Here is a 21,680-nt window from a genome sequence, read left to right as displayed (position 1 = left end):
GGATGACTGCCACCATGCTCTTGAGATTGCTGAAAAACCTGTTGCGGGCGCTGCCGCTGGTGGTGGGGCTTTATCTGCTGACCCTGCTGGTCCGCCATCAGGGGCCGCGCTTGTCTATCGATGGTGTTGCGCCGCTGGCCCAGGACTGGCAGCAGTGGCTGTTGCTGGGCCCTATGTACCTGGTGGGGCTGATTTTTTTCGGGTGGGCCCGGCGACGGCGCAAGCGTCGGGAGTTGCTCCGCGCCGAGGCGGCGCAGTCGGCGTTGCAGCAACTCAATCCTCCTGGTACCCGGGAACGGCGCTTGCGCGAGCGGCTGGAGCACTGGCGCCTGGAAAGCCAGGCCAACGCCAGCGGCCCGGTGTTCCTGCTGTTGGGGGCGACCGGTGCCGGCAAGCGCAGTCTGATGGGAGAAAAGGGCCGTCGCGCACCCACGGGCGACGAGTTGCCGCATGATGATTTGCACCCAGGGCGTATCGGCGCTTTTTCCGTCATGGCCGTGAGCGCCGCGTTGCTGACCCAGGCCGATCCTGACGGCAAAGGGTTATGGCGTTGCCTGCTCGATGAACTGAGCCGCTCGCGTCGTCACGGCTTGGGGGTTGCGGGAGCGGTGCTGGTGCTCAATGCGGTGCATCTGTTGCGCCTGGCGCCCGCCGCCCGCGATGCCCAGGCGTTGATCCTGCGGGCGCGCCTGGAAGAGCTGGGCGCCCGGTTCGGTCAGGGCTTGCCGGTGCAGGTGATCGTCACCCACTGTGATCGCTTGCCGGGATTCGAGCCGTCCTTGCTGGCCTTGCCGGCCGAGGAACGAGACCTGGCGCTGGCCTTTGCCCATGGGCGCAATCGGCAGAACCTGTCGGGGCTGGCAGAGCGCCTTGTCCGCACCTTCGCGGCGGTGCAAGACACAATACCTGAGCGTTTGCAGAGAGAGACACAGACCGCTACGCGGGTTCAACTCTACGGTTTCCCGCGCTTGTGGCGACAGTTCGGCGAGGTCTTGCAGCCTTATCTGCAAACGGTGTTTTTCGAGCAGCCGCGGGTTGCGCAGGTCCATCTGCAATCGCTGCATTGCAGCGGCCACTTGCGGTTCGAACCGGGCACCCGGGCTGCCAGCCAACGCTTGGTCCGTTGTCTGCAACAGAGTCGACGTCACGGGCGCTGGTGGGGATTCTTGTCGCGGGGTGCGGGCGGGGGGCGCTGGTTGCTGGTCTTCGGCGCGGCGGCCCTGGTCATTCTGTTGGCAACGCTGCTCGGCAACGGGTACTGGCAGCAGACCCGGCAGTTGCAGTGGCTGACCGAGCAACAAGTTTTGCTTGAGCAGTTACCGGCCAGCGCTACCGGAGCGAGTGTGACGCCGACGCTGCTCGAACGCCTGGCGCACTTCAGGAACCTGGCCTATCCACCCTCGGGCGCCGGGTTGTGGCCCGGCTTCTGGTTGAGCGAGTATCGCCGCTTGCTGGGCCAGACCCGTAGCCTTTACCAGCGGGCGTTACTCGAAGAATTGCTGCCTGGCGTTGTGCAAAGCTTGCAGCATTCCCCGTTGAACGAGCCGTATAGCGAGCGCCAGGAGCGTCTGCGCTTTTACCTGATGCTGGGCGGCCAGGGCCGCTTCGAATCGGTGGCCTTCGAAGACTGGCTGTTGGCCCGGGTGCGGGGCGATCTCGGTCAGTCGCTGGCCCCGGAGCAACGCGAGCAATTGCAGGTTCATGCCCGGGCACTGATACCGCTGCTGGCGACGGGGCCGGTGCTGAGCGTCGATCCGCAGTGGGTCGAGCGGGAGCGTCGACAACTGCGTAGCGAGCCGCAACAGCAGCGCCTGTACGCCCTGTTGAGCACAATGCTGGCCAGTGCCGACGCGGAGGATTTCAGTGTCGTCGCGGTCAGCGGCAGCGAGGGGCTGCTGAGTCTTGCCCGGCGTAGCGGCGAGCCCTTGAACCGAGGTGTTCCCGCACGCTTCAGCCCCAAGGGCTATGAACAACTGCGGATCCGCCTGCCGCTACTGGTGGCCGAGGTGCTCAAGGATGAAGACTGGGTCATGGGCGAGGGGCTGCGGCTGGACGCGCTGACCTTGCACAACGAAGTGTCGGCGCTTTATGCACAGGACTATATCCGTCACTGGGAAAACTTCTTTGCCGACTTGCAACTGGTTGGCCTCGACCAGCCCGAATCCCTGGCCCTCAGGCTCGAGCGGTTGTCGCGGGCCGACTCGGCGCTGTTCAGTCTGCTGCGCGCGGCAGGGCGTGAAACCCGTCTGGAGATCCCCGAGGTTCCCCAGCGTCTGGTCGACAGGGCGCGTCAGCAAGTGTCGTCACTGGCCTCCGGTTTCTCCTCGGAGGTGGCCAAGGCGCTGCCTGCCACGATTGCCGCCGAGGAGCACCCGGTCAACCGGCACTTTGCGCTGCTGCAACAGCTGACCGAAGGCAGCGCCGCCGGGCTTGAGGCATTGCGCGAAGCCCTGGCCCAGGCGGCGGTTTACCTCCAGGCCCGCGAGCAAGCCTTGGCGATGGGCTTGCCGAGCCCGCCGGTGGATGCCCTGGAGCAGCTGAGACGGCAGATCGACAGCCTGCCGCCGCTGCTGCATCCGCTGTTCGCCGATATCGTCAGTGTCGGCCGGCAACATCTGCATCAGAAGACGGTGGCGACGGTCGGTGCCAACCTGAACCTGCAACTGGGCCCCGAATGCTCGCGGCTGCTCGCCCAGCGCTATCCCTTTGACCGGCAGGCCCGGGAGCAGCTATCGCTGGCGGACTTCAACCGCTTGTTCGCACCTGCCGGGTTGCTGCAGGATTTCCAGCGCAGCCATCCGGACGTCACGTTGCTGGAGGGCAAAGTGGCGGCGCAGTTCCGACGTGCGGAGCAGATTCGCCGGGCGTTCTTCCCTGCTGCGTCCGACGTCGCACGGGTCGATTTTGAGCTCAGTCCCGTGTCCATGGATGAAAGCATCGCCCAGGTGCGCCTGACCCTGGACGAGTTGCAGCTCAGCTATGCCCACGGTCCGATCCGTCCCAGCCTGTTCACCTGGCCGACCCGGGCCCTGGGCAGCCAGTTGAGGATGGTGGTCACGCTGATCGACGGTCGGACCCTGGTGCGCTCGGCCGAAGGGCCCTGGGCCTGGTTCCGCTTTATGGAACAGGGGCGCCTGGTGCCGGCGCCGAGCGGAGAAGGTTACTGGTTGACCCTGGGCTTCGAGGACGTCGAGGTGGTGCTGCAATTGCGCAGCGCCAGCCTTGACCATCCCTTCGGCCGCAAGATCCTCAGCGATTTCCGATGCCCATCGACGTAGCGACTGTCGGTATTTGGCCTGTCCTGCACCATGAAGGTCGGTTTCGTAATGGGCCCGTGGAAATATCCTATGTCGGATGCACCGACGACTGTTTAGCATGACCTCCCATAGCCCACGCCAGAGGCGCCGATCGTCATCGTGGCGCGGCTGGCCGGGTGGGAGTCTGGCGCAGGGTGAGGGGCCCTGCGGATCAGGGGATGTATCGGTTGGGCAGGATGCCATGGTGAAGGGGTGGCGGTCCGCACAACGATTTTGCGTCGGTCGGACCTGACCACTGCCGAGTCAGTTTTTCATTGGCAGCAGTGCAGGAGAGTCCATGCTCGAGAAAAAGCCTACCCGCCTCATGATTCTGGACGACCACAGCCTGGTCCTGTGCGGCATGGAGATCAAGATCCAGGCCGAGGCCGATCTCCTCTTGCTGGGCAGTTTCAGCCGTGGTTCGACGCTGATGGCCGCCTTGCGCGAGGAGGAAGTCGACCTGGTGGTGATGGACTACTCGTTGCGCTCGGGCGAGGTCGACGGCCTGAACCTGATTCGTACCTTGAAGATCCGCTTTCCCAAGCTGCGGCTGCTGATCATTTCGTCCCTGTATGTACCGGCGACGGTGGCCCTGGCGCTGCGCTGCGGGGCCAGCGGCTTTATCGGCAAGGAGCTGAATTCCGACGAGTTCGTCCTGGCCATTCGTCAGGTGGCGGCCGGCAAGGTCTACCTGCACCCGGACATGGCAGAGGCATTGCAGGTGCATGAGGTGTCGCGGCTCGACATCGCCACGCCGGCCTCGGAATCCGAGGTCGCCAGCCTCGACGTGCTGGCCAGGACCTCCGAACTGACGGTGCGCGAGCACGAGGTGCTGCGCTGCTGCCTGGACGGCTTGTCGGTAAGCCATATTGCGCGCAAGTTCTCACGCAGTATCAAGACCATCAGTACCCAGAAGCAGGCGGCCTTTCGCAAGCTGGGACTGCGTGGCGACAACGAGTTGTACAAGGTGCGTTATCAGATGGAGGGGCGCTGATCTGCATTTTCCTGAAAATTCGCTGTCACACCTGTTCAGTGTGCGCTCAGCGATGTCGAACTGATGCACAATACGCCCCGGACCGTTTTTCCTCAGGATTTTCAATGTCGACATCATTCCACTTGCGTGCCGTTGCATTGGCACTGATGCTGGCGGGCGCCGCGGGCTGCTCGTCGACCACCAAGACCGCCGTTTACGAACGGGAAAATTTCGACGACGCCGGCACGTTCTCACGCAATTACGGTGTGAGCGACGCGGCCTCCTGTGAAGCGGCCCGGCGTGCCTTGCTCAGCCAGGGCTATATCATCACCAGCAGCGACCCGAAGCTGATCAGCGGCAACAAGAGCTTCCAGCAGACCGGCGATACCCACATGCAGATCAGCTTCAGCGTGGTCTGTGCCGCGGATGGCGCGGCCAATCATCGCTCGACCATGTTCGCCAACGCCCTGCAGGACCGTTATGCACTGAAGAAGGTCAACAACTCCGCGAGCCTCGGCGTGGGCGTGCTGGGCTCGGTGTCGATGCCGATCGGCTCGACGGATGACTCGATGGTCAAGGTGGCCAGCGAGACCGTGTCCTCGGCGACCTTCTATGACCGTTTCTTCACCCTGGTGGAGCTGTTCCTGCCACCTGAAGTGAAAAAAGAAAAACATACCGACGAGAAACCCAAGGCCGAACTGGGGATGCCCGAAGCGGTGCCGGCCAAGGCGGCGGATCCCAAGGCGTCAGAGCACAAGGCCGTCGAGGCCAAGCCGGCGGACCCGACGCCTGCGCCGGCAGCGAAGGCCGCGGACCCTGTGCATAGTGCTCCTGTAGCTCCTGTAGCTCCTGCCACTCCGGCGGCTCCTGCCGCGTCCGAACCGGTCGCCGCGCCAGCCGAAGCCGCTCCGGTAACGCCGCTCGAGAAGGCTCCCGCCACTCCAGCCGCCCCGGCAACCCCCGCCGAGCCGACGCCTGCCCCGACGCCAGCGGCCAGCGAACCGGCGGCTCCGGCGCCTGCGGCTCAGTAAGCCGAGCACAAGGTGGCGGGGTCGGGTTTGTCGACCTCGATCCCGTGACCTTGTGACAGGGGACGCTGCCCGCAAAATAAAAGTGGGTAAATTCTGACCGTTCTGCTAGTTTTTTATTTCAGGCCCTTATTCAAGTGCCTGGGCAGACGGGGTGCTTCATTTTTCCTTCACATGGGACCCCTATGCTGGATCCAGCCCGTTCCCAAAGGCGCGGTCAGCAAGACAGCGGTTTACCCACGAGCGAAAAAGGAGTTTGACGATGGATGACTATCAAGAAGAGCTGTTGGAGTTCAGTGCTTTCGAATTGGACCCCGTTGAGCCGGCTGAAGACGCGACCGAGCTGTAAGCGGTCGTTTTTCGGCTCAGGCCGAATGCCGCTGGCTGCGGCGGAACTCGCCGGGTGTCTGGCCGTTCCAGCGTTTGAAAGCCCGTTGAAAGGCCTCGGCTGAGGCAAACCCGAGCAGGTAGGCGATTTCGCCAAAAGCCAGTTCGGTGTCGCGAATATAGGTCATCGCCAGGTCACGGCGAGTGTCGTTGAGAATGGCGCGAAATTGCGTGCCTTCCTCGGCCAGTTTGCGACGCAGTGTCCAGGTCGGCAGCTTCAGGCGTGCCGCCACTTCTTCCAGGTCGGGTTCCCGACCGCCATTGAGCAAAGGACCCAGCAACTGAGTGATACGTTCACGCAGACTGCGGGTGCGCGTCAGTTGTTCCAGTTCCCGTTCGCACAGTTGCAGCAGGTGCCGCCAGGTCCCGGGGCAATGGTTCGGGTTGCGTAGGCCCAGGCTGGCCTGGCTCAGGCGCAATTGATTATGCTCGGCGGCGAAGTGCACCTGGCAGTCACCCAGCCCCTTGTAGGCCGCCGCATAGTCCGGTTCGGCGAATTCGATGTCGATGCGTTCGGCGTGCAGCGTTTCGCCGCCGACGCTGGCCAGCTGTTGCAGCCAGCCGGCGATGATCGAGTCCACCACGAAGCGGTTATAGGCGTTGTACGGGCTGATGGAGTAGAAGCGCAGCCAGGCGCCGTCGGTGTCTTCGTGGAAACTCGACTGCCCGCGATAGTTGGAGCCGTAGAGCGCTTCGAAGCGGGTCAGGGTTCGCGCCGCTTCACGTACCGTCGGTGCCTGGGCGGCGGTGATACCGGCAAGGCCCGCCTGGGGGAGTCGGCTGAAACGACCCATGCGCAAGCCCAGGGCCGGGTCGCCGGTCAGTTGGATCGCCGCGTGCCCGAGGCGCATATAGCGCGGAATCGACAGCCGGGCGCCGGGCTCGGCCAGGCGCGCCGGGTCCAGCCCATATTGCTCCAGCAGCGCCCCAGCGTCCTGGCCATGGCTGCTCACCGCCTCCGCGAGGCTGTGGACGAAGCTCACGGACAGGTCGCCCAGGCGCATTGATACCGGCTTCATGGCAGCCACAGGTTCAGCAGGCGGGCACCGCGATCACTGCCGTCCTGCCCGTCGATGGAGCGCCCGTCCCGGCTGATAAAGCTCTGTCCCGAATAACGCTGGTTCCAGAACTGGCCACGGAGAAACACGGTCATGCCGGCCGTGGACTGGCTGGCGGGGGCGCGGCTGATCAGGGTCAGGCGATGCCAGGCTTCACCTTCGCCGAGTTCGCCGGGCCTGAGGCTGATCTCCGCCGGCGTGGCCGCGTTCTTGAAGCCGCGCCAGGGCTGTTCCCAGCTGTTCTTGCCGGGTAGCGAGGCGCTCACCGCAATCAGTGACACGCCGAGTTCGTCAAACCGGCGGTAGTTGTCCGGGTACCAACTGTCACTGCCGATCAGTACGCCGAGGCGCCCGGCCGGGGTCTCCACGGCATTCAGCTCCTGGCGTTCGCCACCCTTGATATAACCGCGTTCGTCGAAGGTCGGGTAGAGCTTGCGCTGGGGCAGGCCGAGGGGGCGGCCGTCGGCGGCGAAGACCAGGCTGACGTTGTACAGCGCGCCCTTGCCGATTTTCAGGCTGCCTTGCTCGACGCTGGGATCCGGCAGGACGATGGAGCCGGCCACCAGTGTGACGCCGAATTCTTTCGCCAGGCCGCCGAACACCGCCTGGTAATCCTGGGCCATGCCTTTGGCCTTCATGCGCAGGCGGGCGTCTTCGAGGAAGCTGCGGCCCTTGGCATTGAACAGGGCACCGAGCAGCTTCAGCGGGTTGCCGAGCATCAGCCAGTTCATCGCCTCCTGCTGGTCGAGGGCCTGGTAGAGGTCATCCTTTTCCCCGCGCAGCAGCAGCCAGGTGCCGATATGTTCGGGCAGTACCACAATGGTCTTGGCGTTCAGTAGTCCCAGGCCACGGGCCTGTTGCAGATAGGCCGCCAACTTGCGGTGCAGGCGCGCCGGGCTCTGGTAGTCGTTGGGAAACAGCTCCGGTTGCAGGCCCAGCAGGTTGCCGTGCTCGCCCGCCACGCCCTGGTTCACGGCCAGGCGGATACGCAGGTCCGAGAGGTAGTGGCCGCTGCCGCGTTGCTGGGTCCACACGCCATAACCGACGACGCTGGCGAGCAGCAGGACCGATAAGGAGAAGAGCAGGAATTTGTGCATGGGGGCGGATAACGAACGACCGGGAGTGTGATGCTTTTTTCGGATTTTAATCAATATTATGGCAAAACAGTGGCCTGGTACATATTTTGCTGATTATTTAGAGTTGTTTTTACGTGGTACTAATCTGTTGATTTTTAATATCACTTTGTGTTCTTCTTGTCAATGATTGCTGTTGTTAAATGATGGCAACAAGCCATAAGTTCTCTTGGATTGTATAAATTGCGAATGGTTCGAATCAAGGAAGTCGAGATGTCTGGCGTTTAGAGAGAGCAGTTGGGTCGGAGGTAATGTTTACGGCGTAACCCTTGGCGTTACTAGCGGTTGGTAAGTGGGCCGCAAGGAAGGGGGGGTAGTTTTGCCGCGGGGATGTAGGGGCAGCAGGTTGCTCCTTGATCGTGCTACATGGTCGGCACCGTTATCCTGTGTGATGACGAGTGCTATTGGATCGAATGTAGAAGGGGGAATAGCATTATGGATGTGTTATTTGTAACGCCTGACTCTTCTGCCAAGGCCTATCAGGGCCTGGCTGATATCTACTCTGCAATAGAACCGCCGACATGGTCTCTGCTTCTGGCGCAATCGTGTCGCAGCCTGGGGTTTGAGGCGGCGATTCTTGATTGTGACGCAGAACGGTTGACCTTGGAACAGTCGGTTCTACGGATAGAGGATTGTCGGGCGCGCTTGGTTGTATTCGTCGTTTATGGACAAAATCCCAATTCCGGCACCACCAGCATGATTGGGGCTCTCGAGCTTGCAAAAGTACTTAAAGAGCAGTCTTCGTTATTCAAGATCTGCTTTGTCGGCTCCCACGTCAGCGCGTTACCTCGAGAGGTCCTGGCTCACGCCTGTATTGATATTGTTCTGCTCAACGAAGGGGTTTATGCATTACACGCCTTGCTCAGAAGCAACTTGGGCGATGATCTTCCTTCGATCAAGGGTATAGGTTACAAACAATCGGGTCCGGCAAACTTTCCCATGCCGGTGCTCAATGCGCCCGAGCGACTGGTGCCGCAGGAGCGCATGGACATCGATCTGCCTGGTTATGCCTGGGATCTCCTGCCCTACAAGCAACGCCCACTGGATCTGTATCGGGCGCACTTTTGGCACGCTGGATTTGATCATGGCAATCGCACACCATTTGCAGCTATCTATACCTCCCTGGGCTGCAATTTTGGTTGCAACTTCTGCATGATCAATATCCTTAATCGGACTGACAACTCCGATGATGTTGACGCTGCGAGCTTTCGTGGCATGAGATTCTGGAGTCCTGCCTGGGTGATGCGGGAGATGGAGAAGCTGGCCCGGCTGGGTGTGCACACGCTCCGTATCAGTGATGAAATGTTCTTCCTCAATCGCAAATTCTATCAGCCGATTCTGGACCAGGTTATCGAGCGCGATTTCAATTTCAATATGTGGACCTATTCTCGCGTCGATACCGTTCGTCGTGACGCGTTGGAATGTTTCAAGAAGGCTGGAGTCAATTGGCTGGCACTGGGCGTAGAAGCAGGCAATCAGATGGTTCGCCAAGAGGTTTCAAAGGGGTCATTCAAGGAGGTTAATATACGTGAAGTCTGTGACAGGATTCGAAGTTGTGGAATCAACGTCATCAGTAACTTTATTTTTGGATTTCCCGAAGATACCTTGGAAACTATGCAGGAAACGCTGGATCTGGCCATTGAACTGAATTGCGAAATGACCAATATGTACCCTTGTCAGGCATTGCCAGGAAGTCCGATGAATCGAATGGCGCGTGAAAAAGGTTGGTCGTTGCCCTCCAGCTATGAAGGTTATGCGTTTTTGTCTTATGAATGCGAACCCTTGCCCACGAAATATCTGACGGCCGCGCAGGTACTGCGGTTTCGAGATGAGGCTTGGCAACGTTATTTTACTAATCCGCTGTATCTAGAGCTTGTTCAGGAGAAATTTGGACTTGCACAGCGCCAGAATGTTGAGGATATGACGCGTATAAAGTTGAAGCGCAAACTACTGGGGGATTAACCTATGATTGTAACGCGCACACCTTATCGTATTTCTTTTTTTGGCGGGGGTACCGATTATCCGGGCTGGTTTCGTGAGGAGGGTGGAGTGGTTGTTTCCACCTCGATTGACAAGTATTGCTATATAAATTGTCGTCATTTGCCTCCGTTTTTCGATCATAAGTATCGGATCGTTTATTCTGCGATCGAAAACGTAATGAACCCGAACGAGATTCAACACCCCTCGGTGCGTGAGGTACTCCGTTACATGGCCTGTGATCGAGGGCTGGAGATACACCATGATGGTGATTTGCCGGCGCGCTCGGGGTTGGGGTCCAGCTCGTCGTTTACCGTAGGGCTTTTACATGCGTTGAAAGCACTGAGTGGTGAACAGATCTCCCAGAACTCCCTGGCGAAGTTGGCAATACATATCGAGCAGGACCTGATTAAGGAAAGCGTCGGTTCACAGGACCAGATCGCGGCGGCTTATGGTGGCTTCAATCGTATTGATTTTCATCGCGATGGCGGCTTCAATGTTGCGCCGATTATCTTGCCCGAGGATCGGCTACAGTCCTTGCAAGAGCATTTGATGCTGTTTTTTACCGGATTTTCCCGAGTCGCATCAGAAATTGCACAGAGTCAAATCAAGAATATATCTTCGCGGCACCGCGAACTGACACAGATCATGCAGATGGCGGATGAATCATTATCGGTTCTTCAGGCCCCTGGGACGCTGGATGACTTCGGTACTCTGCTTCATGAAGGATGGTGCCTGAAAAAAAGCTTGTCGAACCGGATCAGTAATCCTGATCTCGACCATATCTACAGTATTGCCAGATCGGCGGGAGCCACAGGTGGCAAGTTGCTGGGCGCGGGGGGCGGAGGTTTTATGTTGTTTTTCGTCAAGCCCGAATTGCAGCGGCAGGTCATTGAGTCTTTGAAAGACCTGATTCATGTGCCGTTCCAGTTTGAGAGTTCTGGTAGTCGCGTGGTTCTTTATCAGCCCAATGGATTTTAAATATGCCGCCGTTTTTTTTCGAAGGATCAGGGATATTCATCGCCGGGCACCGCGGACTGGTCGGTTCGGCATTTGTCAGGCACTTTACTGCCGCGGGCTTTACCAACCTGATTCTGCGTGAGCACGATGAGCTGGAGCTGGGCGACAAGCGAGTGGTTGAAGCATTCTTCGCCGATCAGCGGCCGGAGGTGGTGATTCTCGCGGCGGGCAAGGTCGGGGGGATCGTCGATAATCTCACCTATCCCGCTGATTTTATTACGCATAATCTGGAAATTCAGACCAATGTGATACAGAGCGCTCATCGTTGCGGTGTGCAGCGTCTGTTGTTTTTCGGCTCGTCCTGCATGTATCCACGCGAGGCTACTCAGCCCATGACCGAGGCGGCGCTGCTCAGTGGAAAGCCGGAAGCGACCAGCATGGCCTATGCCATGGCGAAACTGGCGGGGGTGCACATGTGCCTGGCATACAACCGGCAGTACGGCGAACAACGCTTTATTCCGGTGATTCCCAATAGTGTCTATGGGCCTAACGATAACTTTGATCCTCAGTCCGGGCACGTTCTTTCGGCATTGATTAGTCGTTTCGATCGTGCGCTTCGAACCGATGATGCGGTTACCACTCTCTGGGGAAGTGGTGCACCACGGCGCGAATTCATTCATGCGGACGATTTAGCCGCAGCCTGCCATTTACTATTGAATGCGGATCTTTCGTCCATCGAATTGCCCATTAACATCGGTACAGGGTATGACCTGCCGATCAGCGAATTAGCTCGACTGATCGCCAATATCGTCGGCTACCGTGGTGACATTCGCTGGGATACCCAACGGCCTGACGGCACGTTGCGAAAGTTACTCGATAGCTCACGGATGCAGGCACTTGGCTGGCAGCCGGGTATATCCCTTGAAATGGGGATCCGCCAAACGTATGCGTCTTTTCTGGAGAGTGAAAGTTGCCATGCATGATATCGAATCTGCTCTCACCGGGCAGTTACTGGAAAAAGCCCGCTGGGTTTGGCGAGAAACCTTGAAGATCCACCAGCGAGCACCGGAGACTCGAGTGGCGTCGTCCTTGTCGCCTATCGAGATTTTCGTGACGCTCTACTATGGTGGTTTTTTGCGGCAAAAACCGGCTGATCCACGCTGGCCGGGACGAGACCGATGCATCATCAGCAAAGGCCACGGCTCGCTCTGTATGTACCCCATCCTGGCCGATCTCGGCTATTTCCCGGCGGCTGAACTGGAACGCGTGTGTCTGGCGGGAAGCTTTCTGGGAGGCATTCCGGATCCGGTGATCCCGGGTTATGAAACGATCAACGGCTCGCTGGGGCATGGCGTTGGCGTGGGAGCGGGCATGGCGTTGGCGTTAAAAAGACGCGGGCTGGATCAGCGAGTCTATGTTGTCACCGGGGATGGCGAGTTGCACGAGGGTTCTAATTGGGAGGCCTTCATGTTTTGCGCACAGCACCGTTTGGATAACCTCACGGTGCTCGTCGACAACAACCAGATCAGCATGCTTGGCCCCACTGACGATATTGTCTCCCACCGTGATTTGAGCGCCAAGTTCAGCGCATTCGGATGGTCGACTCAGGTGGTGGCCGACGGTCATTCTCCGCAAGCTATAGCCCATGCGTTGAATGTCAGCCGCGCCAGTGACGCGGGCAAACCGCAGGTCATTATCGTCAATACCCGCAAGGGCCATAGGGTGCCGGGCCTGGAAAATGCGCCGTTGTCACACATTACCCCGATCGCGCCGCAGCTGATGGATCAATTGCTGGGAGCCGGACAATGAGTGTCATGCAGCCATCGATAAAACCACGCGCTATGCGTGACACGTTGCTCTCGTCAATCCTCGAGGCCATGGAGAGCGACGATGTGTTTTTCGTCACCGCCGATTTTGGTTCGCCGGTGCTTGATCTCATTCGCGAGCGTTACCCGCACAGGTTCGTCAATGTCGGCATCGCCGAGCAGAACCTGATCAACGTATCGGCCGGTTTGGCCCTTGAGGGGTTCAAGGTCTTCGCTTATGCAATCGCGCCGTTTATCACGATGCGTTGTTTTGAACAGATCCGGGTCAACTTGGCCTTGCTGTCCATGGTTCGCCCGCTCAACGTCAGTCTGATCGGGGTGGGAGCCGGTTACAGCTATGTGGTTTCAGGCCCAACCCACCAGTGTTACGAAGACATTACACTGATGCGCAGCTTGCCGAACATGCAGGTGTTCTCTCCCGCCGATCAAGTGACTTCCGGTCTGTTGGCTGCCGAATGTCTGACACGACCAGGTATCAAATACCTGCGTCTGGACGCCCAGGTCCTTCCGCCGATTTACAGTCTCAACCCGCCTGACTTTAAGCGTGGCTTTCATGAGCATGGTGAGGGGCGGGAGCTTTGCCTGGTTTCAACGGGCTACATGACACAAACCGCGCTTAAAGTAGCCGATAGCCTTGCCGGTCAGGGGCTGATGGTGACCGTCGTGGATCTGTTCGATCTAAGCGGATTCGATGAAGAGGCACTGCTCTCCCTGCTTCGGGATGCTCGCGGGATCGTCTCGCTGGAAGAGGGTTTCCAGGGGATTGGTGGGCTGGACGCTTTACTGTTCAACCTGCTGTCCCGGCGTGTTCCAGGAAAACCATTCTTGAATATTGGTGTGGCGCCGCAGTATCGATTCGAGCTGGGCAACCGCGAAACCCTGCATGAGCAGGTGGGCATCGGCAGCCATGCCGTTATCCAGAAGGCCCTAGATTTTCACAGTTCATTCTGATCCCTATTTCATGACTACATGTGCAATGGAGCAATCGTCGACTATGAAATACCCCCTAATGCGTAACAACATCTTGCGGGAAGATTTGGATGCGGTGATTGAACATCTGCGTCAGGACGATCCCAAGCTGACTCATGGTGAGCACGTGAGAGCCTTTGAGGTGGAGTGGTCGCAATGGCTGGGGGTCAAGTACAGCGTTTTCGTAAACTCCGGAGCCTCGGCAAACCTGCTGACCATGGCCCTGCTCAAGCTCCGCTACCCCGAAGGGGGGGAAGTTATCGTACCCTCCCTGACCTGGGTATCCGATATCGCCAGCGTTCTGCAAAACGGTTTCACGCCAGTATTCACCGATATCGATCCGCGCACCCTTTCGATGGCACCGGAAGAGATCCTGAGCAAGCTGAACGAGCGGACTAGGGCAGTATTTCTGACTCATGTGCAAGGTTTTGACGGTATCGACGACGAGGTCATGCAGGTGTTGGAGCGGCGAGGCATTCCGTTGATCGAGGATGTGTGCGAGTCCCATGGTGCCGAACATAACGGGCGTCGCCTGGGGAGCCTGGGATGGGTTTCCAATTTCTCGTTCTACTATGCCCACCATATGAGCACCATCGAAGGGGGGATGATCTGCACCAATGATCCGCTGGTTTATCAACAAGCCCGGATGTTGCGTTCCCACGGTATGGTGCGGGAGTCTGACGATCCCGCGTTTCGGGCCCGGTACCAGGAGGACAACCCTGGGCTCAATCCGGATTTCATTTTCGCTTTCCCTGCATTCAACACGCGCAATACGGAAATTGGCGGGATTCTGGGGCGCAGGCAACTAAAACGCTTGTCGGCCAATGTCGCACGTCGTACAGAGAACCTGCATCGTTTCCTCAAGGGGATTGATCCGCAGAAGTACCGCACCGACTTCAAGCTGGAAGGCTCAAGTAACTACGCGTTCAATTTGGTCTTGCGCGAGCCGGATCAGGCACTGGCGCAGCGGCTCATGGCGCATATGAAGGAAGGCGGGATCGAGTTCCGCCGGGGCAGTGCCGGCGGCGGCAATCAACTGCGCCAGCCTTATCTCAAGGGGATTGTGCCAGTGGATTACCACCGTGAGTTTCCCGAAACGGAGCACATCCATTTCTACGGGTTTTACATCGGCAACTTTCCGGACCTGCGAGATGAGGAAATTGACGAACTTTGCCGCTTCCTGAATGGTGTGTAAGCCATGACCGTGACTACGGCTATCATCCTGGCCGGCGGCTTGGGGACTCGTTTGCGCAGTGTTGTGTCTGACGTGCCCAAGCCGATGGCCCCCGTCAACGGTCGACCCTTTCTCGAGTCTTTGATGGACTATTGGATCGGTCAGGGTATCCGTCGTTTCATCCTGTCGGTGGGTTATCAATGTCATGTCGTTACCGAGCACTTCGGCAGCTCTTATCGCGGCGCCGAGGTGGCCTATGCGGTTGAGCATGAGCGCCTGGGTACCGGGGGCGGATTACTGCTGGCTGCGTCCCAGTTGAGGGATGAGGATGCTTGCCTGGTCCTTAACGGCGATACCTTCTTTGCCGTTGAGCTCGCGGCGCTGGACCGGTTCGCCCGGCAAACAGTCGCGGACTGGACGTTGTCCCTTTTCCGCGCGGGTGAGGCAAACCGTTACATGGGCCTTGAGCTGGACCAGAAGCGACAGATTATTTCGCTGGCATCGCAGCGCGGGCTAGCGGGTTGCCTTGCCAATGGTGGCGTCTATTGGGTGCGCCGAAGCAGTTTGACAAACATGCCGTTTGTCGCGGGCGAGGCGCTATCGCTGGAGGATGAGCTTCTACCAAGCTTGCTTGGCTGTGGGGCGCCGTTGTCGGGCTTCGCTACTGACGGGACATTTATCGACATTGGTATTCCCGACGATTACCACCGCGCCGCACTTGTACTGGCGGGTATTGAATCGTGAGCATGAATGACTTGGGCTGTGGCATTCCCGTATTGACATTATTTATACATTTAAAAAGGTAGCAGACGATGAGCCACAACATTCTCGTGACCGGCGGTGCTGGCTATTTGGGTTCTACCCTCGTGCCCGCGTTGCTGCAGGCCGGACATAAAGTAACCGTGCTGGATAATTTCCTGTTCAAGCAGGCAAGCTTGAATCATGTGTGCCATGCGCCCAATTTCAGTGTGGTGAAAGGTGATATTCGCCTTGAAAGTGTAATGAAACCGTTGTTGAGCAAGGCTGATGTAGTCATCCCTCTTGCGGCGTTGGTGGGGGCCCCCATGTGTATTGCCGATCCGGTGGGGGCCTCGAGCATCAACCATAATGCGATCGAGATGATGCTACGCCTGATGTCGCCTGAGCAGATTGTGCTCATGCCGACAACGAACAGCGCTTATGGAACGGGGGATGCCAACAACTTCTGCACTGAAGAGTCACCCCTGAGGCCGATTTCGCAGTATGCCAAGGAGAAAGTTGAAGTCGAAAAGTTGCTGATGCAACGGGAAAATGTGATCAGCTTTCGCCTGGCGACAGTTTTCGGCATGTCGCCAAGGATGCGCACGGATCTTCTGGTCAACGATTTTACTTATCGTGCTGTCCATGATCGCTTTGTCGTATTGTTCGAGAGCTCATTCAAACGCAACTATATTCATGTGCGCGATGTGGCTCGGGTATTTCTGCATGGTTTGGAAAATTTCTCTTCCATGAAAGGTGAAATTTACAACGTTGGTCTATCGGACGCGAACATTTCCAAGCGTGAGTTGTGTGAGCGGATTCAAGCGCATATTCTGGACTTCGTATTCCTCGAGGCAGCGGTGGGCAAGGATCAGGACCAACGTAATTATGTGGTGTCCAATGCCAAGCTGGAAGCGACGGGCTACCGGCCTTCCATGTCGCTGGATGATGGCATCAAAGACTTGATCAAGGGCTTCACCATGATCAAGAACATGGTCTACGGCAACGTCTGACAGTGCTGATGCACAAGACCATAAAAGGATCGTCGTTTGACTAGTCAACTTTCTGCGAGACAGCTGTTGCGCAATGTCTTTCGGCATCGCGCCTTGATTCTAGCGCTGGCTATGCGTGATTTGCAGAGTCGCTATGTCGGAACACTCGGGGGGATGTTGTGGGCGTTTGCCCACCCCCTCGCGGTGGTGGCGGTGTTCTATTTCGTCTTCGCCGTCGGTTTCCGTTCCCAGGGACCGGTGAACACCTCCTTTATCCTGTGGTTTGTCTGCGGCCTGGTGCCTTGGTTCTTTTTCAGTGATGCCTTGCAAGCTATAACCCATTCGGTCACCCGCAATAGCCATCTGGTCAAGAAAACGGTTTTCCCCACGGAGGTCCTTCCGTTGGTTCATCTGCTGGCGGGCCTGATTCCTCATGGCGTGTTCCTACTGGTACTAGCGGGATTAATGCTGTTCTACAACGTACCGCTGCTCCCGGAGCGCCTGCTATTTGTCTATTTTCTATTCTGCACAGGTGTTCTGTTGTTGGGACTGGGATGGTTGCTTGCGGCGCTGCAGGTGTTCTATCGGGACATTGGCCAGGCCCTGACGATTTTGCTCAACTTGTGGTTCTGGAGCACACCGATTGTCTGGTCCTCGGACATCATGCCACCAGTCATCGCTAAATGGATGGTCTATAACCCCATGTACTACATCGTCCAGGGGTATCGCGAGGCATTGATTTTCCAAAGGGTTTCCTTACCTGCATTGGATCAGACGCTGGTTTTCTGGGGGGGGAGCCTCTTTCTGTTGTTTCTGGGGTCTTTTATCTTTCGTCGGCTGAAGCCGGAATTCGCGGATGTCCTTTAATCGCCATGCCAAACGATATCGTAATCTCCGTGAAGAATGTCTCCAAGAAGTTCAGGCTGTTCTCGTCGCCTCGTGAGCGTTTGATCGAAGGGCTTCACCCTTTGCGCAAGCAATACCACAAAGAGTTCTGGGCATTGCATGACGTTTCTTTCGAGGTGAGCAAGGGCGAGTTCATCGGCGTATTGGGTCGTAATGGTTCTGGCAAGTCGACGTTGCTGCAGATTATCTGTGAGGTGATGCAGGCGACTACCGGCAGCGTCTGTGTGAGCGGTAAGATTTCGGCACTACTCGAGTTGGGAGCGGGCTTCAATCCGGAATTTACCGGACGGGAGAACGTGATTCTGAATGGCTCGATCATGGGCTTCAGTCGAGCCAAGATGGAGGCGAAGATGCCCGAAATCGAAGCATTTGCCGAGATAGGCGAACACTTCGATCAGCCGGTGAAGACCTACTCGTCGGGCATGTTCGTACGCGTCGCTTTTGCGGCGGCCATTCACGTAGAACCGGAAATCCTGATCATTGATGAGGCGCTGAGTGTTGGCGATGCGCGGTTTCAGCACCGCTGCTTCCAACGTATCCGTGAGTTTGTCGAGCAAGGCAAAACCATCCTGTTTGTCTCTCACAGCGCCGATACTCTGCTGCGTCTTTGCCAGCGTGGACTGGTGATCGAGAATGGTCGCGTGTGCTATGACGGTCTGATTGTCGCCGCGGTCAACCATTATCAGAATCTTCTATCTGGCCCGGATCAGCCAAAGGACATGTCGGACAAACCAGGCCAGGCTGGGTCAGGTGAAGTGGAGCAATCGCGGTTGCTGGCCAATGGGCGAGCCGATGTGGTCTGCGAAAGGCCTTTCTACAACGCTCATGAAACGCGGCTGGGCAGTGGTGAGGCTCAGATAATCGATGTTGAGGTGCTGGTTGATGGGCGTAGGGATCCACCGACGATCGCCTCGGGCCAGACGGTGGAACTATTGGTCAAGTTGCTTTTCCATAAGAAACTTGATGGCGTGTCCGCGGGGTTTGCCATCGTGTCGCTCGATGGGACCTATGTCTTCGGGACCAACCTGCTGATGCGTAAAGACCCCCTGTTATCGGCGGACGCTGGAGAGTGCCTGGTTGTCAGGTTTTCCCTGTATGCCGGGCTGGTGGGCGCTGAATACTTCCTGGATGTTGGCTGCACTCAAGTAACGCCAGAGGAAGATCGCTTTCTGGATGTACGACGCTCATTGATCTGGCTGAAATTCGCCGATACCCCGGGCATCACGGGGTTTGCCGATCTACAGGTCAAATATGACGTCTTGTCGGTGCCTGGCCTCCAGGAGATCCGCTCATGAGGTGCAGGCGCAATGGAGGGAACACACCATGAACGAGCTGGCAGTGGCCGTTGCCTGGAATCAGGGCCATTACATTCCATGGCGTGGATTTCATCCGTTGTATAGCGGGCTATTCGACCGAGCACCGGTCGGGGTCGCTATCAATGCCTGGGACAACGTAGCCTTGCAAAATCAGCTTGCCAGCTCTGCCGATGTTCGTCGGTGGATGCTGTCGGGGCTGGCAAAGCAAGCCGATCATCAGGTCATGCCTGACATCAGCGGTTTTGAGGCTGAAAGCCGTCAACTGATGCGGAAGTTGCCTGGCGATATAGAGATTTTTCACTCGGTGCCGTTCCCTAGCCTGGCTCGACCCTTTTTGTTGCATTTCGAGTCTTTGCGCTCTTTGTTCTCGCCTTGGGTTGTGGCGCAAGACACTGTCGAGGAGAAGTTGCCCCTCATTCGTGAGCATTATCGACGTTTGTTGGGAGGGCCTTTGTGCCTGGGGGTCTTCTCCCACCAACCCGATGCCCTTGGCGCGTTGAGTGACTTTCTCGAGACTCCGGAGATTGAGCCACGGCTCTTCACTACGCCCATCGGACTGCCCGCGCCGATGAGGCAGGATTGGAAGACGCTTCCCGAGAAACCACCACTCAGCCAACCCAGGTTTCTCTTTGTGGTCACACCGGATCACGAGAGCGATTTTTTCAGCTGTGGTGGGCATCGAGTTCTGCGCTTCTGGAAAGACTTCTGTGCCGCAGGCCATCGCGCCACGCTCAGTATGGTCTGTGAGCGTCCGACACCGGAGGCACTCGATGCGGCGGGTGTCGATCACGTATTCATCGAGCGTGAGACGGGGCGTAGCATTCTGTGGGCGGCCTCTTCCAGTGCCCAAGTCGAGACCTTGATGGCCGGCTCGCATATCTTCCTGCAGCCTGCGGACGTGTTATGTACGTTCGATATTCTAAGGGCGATGAGCCTGGGCTGCGTTCCTGTCATTGCCGCGGTCCAGGGAAGCAACGGATTACTTCAGGACAATGTACACGGGGTTACGGTGGGTGCCGAGTCCGTTGCTGTGCAGCCCTGGAAGATACCTGCGCGGACGAGTCGTGAGGACGAGTTGATTGTCGAGGAGCTGCTGCTGCGTGTCCCCGAACTGCTCGTGTCGCAGCGGTATTTCGCATTGCAGCAGGCCGCTCACCAGCGAGCCATGACGGATTTCACCGTGGAGGCGTTTGCAGATACCTTCTGGACCCGCGTGCTCCAGCTTTACGCCGAGCATAGGACACCGGCCCAGCCCGCCTTGGCTCCTCCGATAGCCTTGAAGTCATGTTTGCTTGATGCGGTCGGATTACGCCGGGCTTTTGGCTGCAGCGCCCGCCCGGAACTATGGATCAATACCGGGTTGTACAGTGTTTGGTCCCAGGGAGCGTATTTCGTACTCCTGGAAGGTTGCCCGGTCATGGTCGCCCAGGATTGGTCGGTGCTGACTCAATATCGTCAGCCACAGGGCCGGCCGATTGTATTTGCACACAGTTTGCCCGGACTGATGGGACGGTACCTGCCGCAACCAGGAAAGGCCCGGCAACCTGAGCCCTCGCAGACGCTGAGGATAATCTCAAGTTTGCTGCTGCCGTTCCCGCGTCTGCACAGTCGTTGTTCACAATGGTTGCGTCAATACCGGGGCTGGCGAAAGGCGCTGTCGGCTTCGGCCGAGAACCCGGCGCAGGCTGCGCCTGCTGCGGCCGGAGGGCATGGGGCTGAGCTGCAACTGGTGGTCGAAGGGTTTCATGGTTTCAACATCATTCTTTACAAAGGATGCTTTCATGCCGTTTTACAGAGTGATGGAGCGTTGACGGCTGAGAAATTGGACAAGGGCCGTTATAAAAGGTCTTACTCGGGCGGGAACCTGCAGGTCGTCAAACAGTCGGTTATTGCCGGTTTGGCTGGAACGGACTCGGCTCCGCAACCGGAGACGACAATAAGAAAGGGAAAAGCATGATGCAACTCCATAACCGGCCGCCCGTTCACCTGTGGGTCTATAACCATTCGTACTTCGGTATCAGCGATCAGATCGATTTCCTCGTCCTTGCACTTCAGCAGCAGGGGTATCCGGTTAGCATCGGCAAGCGCCCCAGTGAAGAGTGCTTGAATATAGTGATTGAGAACTTTTCCGAGCCGTCACGTGACACCCTCGTGGATTTTTGCACGCGCCACAACAAGCGCGTCGCTGTGATCATGACCGAACATCTGGACTTTGTGAATGACAAGATTTTTATCCATGGCGACCCGCTCTGGAATAACAACGATTATATGCACCCCAGCGTGCAGGTGGCACGTATCCAGCATTTGTTCGAGTGTTTACCCTATATCTGCAGTTTTCTGATACTGGGTGATCTTCCCGCACTGGTTAATATGGATAAGATGCTGCCAGGTGTTCCCGTACGAACGATCAGCTTTCCAAGGCTTGCGTTAGTCGAGCCACTCTCGGAGACGGAGGTGTTCGAAAGCGATCTACTTTTTACCGGCGTTATCACGGACTATCGCGCCAAGCTGTTGGATCGGCTGCAGGAACAAGGTTTTTCTGTCGCCAGCCCTCGACGTTTTGTCTCCCATGAGCAGCGCGATGCATTGAACCGTTCGACCCGGCTGGTGCTCAATCTTCCCCAGCGCCTGGAGTGGCGCTGGCTTTCGCTGATGCGCATCATCGCCGCCCTGCGGGTCGGCAGGGTAACCGTTTCCCTGGGCACGGCAGACACATCGCAGATTGCGGCGTGCTGCCCCCAGATTGACCTGGAACGGCCCGATTGGCTTGAAGCACTGCGGGATTACGTCAAAGGCGCTGGAGTATTGTATGAGCGAATGCATGCGGGATATCAGGCAATGGCCGAACAGTTCGCGCTGGAGCGGCCGTTTCCGCACGATCTATTCGCCTATTGGCAAATGACTGATCGCGTGAGTTGTTCGCCGCTAGCTTTGAATAAGGGGTAAT

Annotated in this window: 17 protein-coding genes; 15 read left to right on the top strand and 2 right to left on the bottom strand. The window is 57.8% G+C overall.

Annotated features, from left to right (window positions below):
• The first annotated feature begins 14 nt into the window (after positions 1-14).
• The 3 genes from HX830_RS20610 to HX830_RS20600 all read left to right on the top strand — a co-directional run bounded on the left by HX830_RS20610 (position 15) and on the right by HX830_RS20600 (position 5,300).
• Entirely contained in the window at positions 15-3,278 is a 3,264-nt protein-coding gene (locus HX830_RS20610; RefSeq protein WP_177102278.1) for an ImcF-related family protein, read from the top strand.
• A 316-nt stretch (positions 3,279-3,594) separates the two neighbouring features.
• Complete coding sequence (locus HX830_RS20605) at positions 3,595-4,290, top strand: response regulator transcription factor (protein WP_103495061.1); 696 nt, start codon at positions 3,595-3,597, stop codon at positions 4,288-4,290.
• A 104-nt stretch (positions 4,291-4,394) separates the two neighbouring features.
• Entirely contained in the window at positions 4,395-5,300 is a 906-nt protein-coding gene (locus tag HX830_RS20600; RefSeq protein ID WP_177102276.1) for a DUF2242 domain-containing protein, read from the top strand.
• Between the two features lie 362 nt (positions 5,301-5,662).
• Here HX830_RS20600 and HX830_RS20595 read toward each other — a convergent pair whose 3' ends face one another.
• Positions 5,663-6,703: an AraC family transcriptional regulator gene (locus HX830_RS20595; protein WP_177102274.1), complete on the bottom strand. Its 1,041-nt coding sequence runs from the start codon at positions 6,701-6,703 to the stop codon at positions 5,663-5,665.
• The gene (locus HX830_RS20590; protein ID WP_177102272.1) at positions 6,700-7,839 is read right to left on the bottom strand and encodes a carbon-nitrogen hydrolase family protein; all 1,140 of its coding nucleotides are present in this window, start codon (positions 7,837-7,839) and stop codon (positions 6,700-6,702) included. The genes HX830_RS20595 and HX830_RS20590 overlap by 4 nt, the downstream gene beginning before the upstream one ends.
• Positions 7,840-8,310: 471 nt before the next feature.
• On the opposite strand from HX830_RS20590, the gene HX830_RS20585 reads away from it, so the two are divergent.
• From HX830_RS20585 to HX830_RS20530, 12 genes are all read left to right on the top strand, one after another.
• Positions 8,311-9,837: a B12-binding domain-containing radical SAM protein gene (locus HX830_RS20585; RefSeq protein WP_177102270.1), complete on the top strand. Its 1,527-nt coding sequence runs from the start codon at positions 8,311-8,313 to the stop codon at positions 9,835-9,837.
• 3 nt (positions 9,838-9,840) lie between these two features.
• Entirely contained in the window at positions 9,841-10,833 is a 993-nt protein-coding gene (locus HX830_RS20580) for a GHMP family kinase ATP-binding protein (protein WP_177102268.1), read from the top strand.
• Positions 10,834-10,835: 2 nt separating this feature from the next.
• Positions 10,836-11,795: a GDP-L-fucose synthase family protein gene (locus tag HX830_RS20575; RefSeq protein ID WP_177102266.1), complete on the top strand. Its 960-nt coding sequence runs from the start codon at positions 10,836-10,838 to the stop codon at positions 11,793-11,795.
• Positions 11,788-12,621: a transketolase gene (locus HX830_RS20570; protein WP_177102264.1), complete on the top strand. Its 834-nt coding sequence runs from the start codon at positions 11,788-11,790 to the stop codon at positions 12,619-12,621. The genes HX830_RS20575 and HX830_RS20570 overlap by 8 nt, the downstream gene beginning before the upstream one ends.
• Entirely contained in the window at positions 12,618-13,589 is a 972-nt protein-coding gene (locus HX830_RS20565) for a transketolase family protein (protein WP_218171350.1), read from the top strand. The genes HX830_RS20570 and HX830_RS20565 overlap by 4 nt, the downstream gene beginning before the upstream one ends.
• A 43-nt stretch (positions 13,590-13,632) precedes the next feature.
• Positions 13,633-14,802, top strand: a complete 1,170-nt coding sequence (locus HX830_RS20560; RefSeq protein ID WP_218171349.1) for a DegT/DnrJ/EryC1/StrS family aminotransferase — start codon at positions 13,633-13,635, stop codon at positions 14,800-14,802.
• Between the two features lie 3 nt (positions 14,803-14,805).
• Positions 14,806-15,525 carry a sugar phosphate nucleotidyltransferase gene (locus HX830_RS20555; RefSeq protein WP_177102260.1) on the top strand — a complete coding sequence of 240 codons (720 nt, stop codon included), beginning with the start codon at positions 14,806-14,808 and terminating at the stop codon, positions 15,523-15,525.
• A gap of 68 nt (positions 15,526-15,593) precedes the next feature.
• Positions 15,594-16,532 (top strand): NAD-dependent epimerase/dehydratase family protein, encoded by a 939-nt coding sequence (locus tag HX830_RS20550; RefSeq protein ID WP_177102258.1) that lies wholly within the window; start codon positions 15,594-15,596, stop codon positions 16,530-16,532.
• Positions 16,533-16,568: 36 nt separating this feature from the next.
• Positions 16,569-17,378, top strand: coding sequence for an ABC transporter permease (locus tag HX830_RS20545; RefSeq protein WP_177102256.1), 810 nt, complete (start codon positions 16,569-16,571; stop codon positions 17,376-17,378).
• A 5-nt stretch (positions 17,379-17,383) separates the two neighbouring features.
• Positions 17,384-18,712: an ABC transporter ATP-binding protein gene (locus HX830_RS20540; RefSeq protein WP_177102254.1), complete on the top strand. Its 1,329-nt coding sequence runs from the start codon at positions 17,384-17,386 to the stop codon at positions 18,710-18,712.
• Positions 18,713-18,740: 28 nt separating this feature from the next.
• Complete coding sequence (locus tag HX830_RS20535; RefSeq protein WP_177102252.1) at positions 18,741-20,690, top strand: glycosyltransferase; 1,950 nt, start codon at positions 18,741-18,743, stop codon at positions 20,688-20,690.
• Complete coding sequence (locus HX830_RS20530) at positions 20,687-21,679, top strand: hypothetical protein (protein ID WP_177102250.1); 993 nt, start codon at positions 20,687-20,689, stop codon at positions 21,677-21,679. Before HX830_RS20535 ends, HX830_RS20530 begins: the two co-directional genes overlap by 4 nt.
• The last annotated feature ends 1 nt before the right edge of the window (position 21,680 follow it).

This window comes from Pseudomonas gingeri, assembly GCF_013385425.1.
GTDB lineage: Bacteria > Pseudomonadota > Gammaproteobacteria > Pseudomonadales > Pseudomonadaceae > Aquipseudomonas > Aquipseudomonas gingeri_D.
The sequence above is the reverse complement of the archived record's forward strand: the minus strand, read 5'-3'. Positions and strand labels throughout refer to the sequence as shown.